This window comes from Asaia sp. SF2.1 (genome assembly GCF_000505765.1).
Taxonomy (GTDB): Bacteria; Pseudomonadota; Alphaproteobacteria; order Acetobacterales; family Acetobacteraceae; genus Asaia; species Asaia bogorensis.
Window position 1 is genome coordinate 19,125 of record NZ_AYXS01000007.1, and the last position, 3,704, is coordinate 22,828.

Here is a 3,704-nt window from a genome sequence, read left to right on the forward strand (position 1 = left end):
TGAGACTGGCGGGTTCGGTCGGTCCAGAGCGGGGGCAAGCGCTTCATAGGCACGGGCACGGTTACCCTGATCATTGAGATGATCGGAGGTCGCGACAGCAAGGCCCGTGTCGATTTGCGCGAGCTGCGTTGCCTGGGTTGCGTCCAGCGCTGCGCCCTTGAGCGATGCTGACAGGCGCCTGGCGCGCTCGAGATCGCGCATATGCAGGAAGGCCCCGGCATAGGCCAGTCGCTGCGCAGCGTTGAGATGGCCGCCAGCGCGGGCAATCTGCAAATCTAGTATCTGCGATGCGCCGGCACGGTCACCACGATCATACAGTGTCGTGGCAATCACCTGTGCAAGGCTGCCATCCGGGTCGCCCTGATCGAGCAAATGTGCGAAATAGAAGCGTGCAGAGTCAGGATCAGTCGGTGCGTTGGCCACTTGAGCCCGCAAATCGGCCTGCCGGAGTATCCTGCGCAAATCAGGTGTCATGGAGCGCTCTGGAACCTGCGCACGCAATCGGGCGACGGTTCGTTCATCACCTGTCTGCGCTGCGTAGAACAGTGCAGCCTGAAGAGCAGCGGGATCTCTCGTCCCCTCTGTCTCGGTAAGGGGGGCCATCACCTGCTCCGCGTCGGCACGACGGTTCTCGGCAAGCAATGCCTGAGCATAGTGCAATCTTGACCAGGGAGAGAGCGCATTCTCCTGATCCGCACGTTGGAAAATTGCGAGCCGATCTGTCTGGGTTGAGGCGCGTTCAGCCTGACTATCGTAGATCAAGGCTTTAAGTTGAGGGTTATCAATCGGGCTCTGAGCGAGGGCGGAACTGGCCTCATCATACCGATGATCCTCGATAAGCGCCCTGACAAGGCGTTCGCGGTAAGAGGCATTACGGGGTTCGGCGGCGATAAGCGCTTCATAAGCCGCGATGGCATCATCCCGACGGCCGGTTCGCTCGAGGATGTCGGCACGCATGGCTCTAAGCCAGGACTGTCCAGGTGACTGTTTGATCATCGGGTTGATCAGCGCCAGCGCCTCCGCATAACGCTCATGGCTGAACAGGTAATTTGCCTTGGCGTAGGAATCATTGAGAACGGCGCCGCTTTCGGCAGCACGCCAGCGGGCCGCTGAGGCAGGATCCGCTTCCATCGCCCGGTCAAGATAGGTCTTTGCCTCGGCGTCGCGATGTTGACGAAGAAGCGTGACTCCGAGTCCGCCCAACGTGTCTGCATCATTGGGCGCTGTTGTCAGGGCCTGACGGAACGAGACAATTGCTGCCTGAAGATTATCGGCCCTGAGCGCATCCCAGCCTTTTTGCCGCTCTACCTCGAAAGGCTTTAACGTATTACCAAGCGCACGCCCGCGAAGAGCCTGAATGTCCTTATCTTCCGGGTGGGCCGCAAGATAAGTGTTGATGACAGAATCTGACGATGCCGTGGCGGGAAGCCAAAGAACGGATTGCCGCGTTGTTGAGTTGATCTGCTGTCTTTGCGCCTCCGTGAGGCCGGGCATCTTCGCCAGAGCTTCAAGACGCTGAATACCGGTCACGCGATTTTTCTCGTCCCAGACGAGAGATTGCGCATAGGCAATCTGATATTCAATGTTGTTCGGTGCACCTGCGACGAGTTTGGCTAGGCCCATCTGTGCTTTTTCGCGCTGCGCCGGCACGCCGGCCAGGGTGCGATAGTATTCGAGCGCATAGAGCGATGGCGGTCGGTCAGGAAATGCCTTGAGATAGGCCGCCGCCGCCTGAGCGGTCGCCCCACGTTGCGCGAGGGCTCTTGCATTCTGGATATCAGTCCCCGGAGCCGAACGCGCCTGCAGATCCATATCGAGCAATCGACCGGCATCCGGGTCATTACTGTGCTCGCGTATCTGTTTCAGGATTCGGTGTGCCTCGGCGATATCACCTTGCTGCAGGTCCATCTGCCCTTCAAGCACGAGAACATCGGGGTCGGATGGCGCCAATTGCCGTGCCTGGTTGAGTGCAATGCGCGCATCATCCATGCGCCCATGCTCGAACCAGTAACGCGCTCGCTTTACCACCGCCGGGAGGATCTTCCCGGTATCGGCCGACAGCGTATTCTGGGGCGATGTCGTTGGCACGCCATCTGCCAGGGCCTGGCTTGGATGCAAAGCTTGCCAGAAGCGCTGCCCGCAGCGCGCTCCTGCGGAGTCCGGGGCGATCAGCGGTCACGATGCAATTCCTTGGCGCGACGTCGGGCATGATTGGTGAGAACTCGGAACAGGATTAACACGCCCAGACCGACCCCGACCACCGCCAGGAGAATGACCCGAAAGGGATGATCACCAAGATACAGATCGGGCCAGAACCAGAATGGCAGAGAGCCAATTGCATAGGTCGGCAGATTGCGGGTCGCGATGATATGGGAACCATTGATCAGCGCGAGATCACCCTGAATCATTGGCTGGGTCTTGGGGTTCCTCATGGCCTGGATGAGACGCTCGAGCCCTTGGGGATTCTCGCTGAGCATCAGCAACATGGTGGCATCCGACGAGAATGGCGAACGACGTTCGATGAGGGCTCCACCGTCTCCCAGTGATGTGGTGGCGCTGAGCGCCTGAAGCGTGCTTGCCTGGCCGCCATCGTCGTTTCCGTTCATGGAGCGTGCAAGCAGGCGGAAGGGCTCCAGCAACCCGGAGCGGGTGTAGTTCAACGTCGAACCTGTGAAGCTGTAGGGTGTACCACGCAGGAAGCGCTCGATTGCGGGTGACGAAACTCGCGTGTCCATGACGATCAGATTGCGCGTCTCGTTTTCCGACACGGCATCAGCATGGATGACCCCAAGACCGGAGACGGGGAAATGGGTGGACGCACCGATCATGCCGACCATGTCGAGGAATGCAGATTCAACGCCCTCGGTGTGGTTGGCGGGCAGAACGATTGCCGTATCCGACAGATCAGCCATGCGCGTAAATGGGAAGCCCGAGTTCGCGAAATAAGCAAGGTTGGGCAACTGCGTGTAGTGATAGGCGCGCGTCAGATCGATGGTCGAGTCAGGATCGATGCTCATACGCAGGTCCTGCGTCATACCGCTGCAGTCACGACGCCCGATCGGACGGCTCTCAAGATAGAAGCCGAGCGTATTGGCGCCATAGATCGCCCAGGGAGGAATCGAGACATGCGCCGATTGGGCTCGTGATGAATCGGGCCACAGACGACGAAGCCACTGGGGTAGATCCGAAGGGGGAGCGAGAGAGACGCTTTTCAGATAGATGCCGTTGACGCTGACATCCACATGGGAGCGCTGACGATCGATTTCGGTACCCAGTGGTCCACGCACAGTGAAATGCATGCTGAGTGGATGGGCACGCCAGGTATAGATGTCCGGGGTCGTGCGGAAAGGCACGGATATGGTCCCGGGCACATAGCCATAGCCTTGAAGGCTCGAGAGCGACACGAGGTCCCCGATCCGTATAGGTTGTGTCCGTGATACGAAACCAGGCGCGTCGTAGGGCTTGCGCGGTTCGATACTGACTACCGGGGCGTTGATACGAGACTCGTGCGGAAAACCCTTGCTTGCGAAGGCGACTGACTTGGCTGCAGCGACGACCTCGTCATCCGTACGTCCTGTGACAATCAGGACGGCGCCAAACGCGTCATTCGCGTTCACTGTTTCAATAATGGTAGGTCCTGAAACAGGCGCCTGGCCGGACAGAAGCGTGCCCAGGGCAGAGGCTGGCCCGACAACGACGGCACC

2 protein-coding genes are annotated in these 3,704 nt (G+C 59.4%); both read right to left on the reverse strand.

Translation table 11 applies throughout. The features are described from left to right. The coding region (locus P792_RS37455; protein WP_161630821.1) for a tetratricopeptide repeat protein at positions 1–2,088 on the reverse strand (2,088 nt) is incomplete at its 3' end. Between the two features lie 80 nt (positions 2,089–2,168). Continuing rightward, a partial coding sequence (locus P792_RS25020; protein ID WP_023978037.1) for a cellulose biosynthesis cyclic di-GMP-binding regulatory protein BcsB occupies positions 2,169–3,704 on the reverse strand: 1,536 nt, incomplete at its 5' end.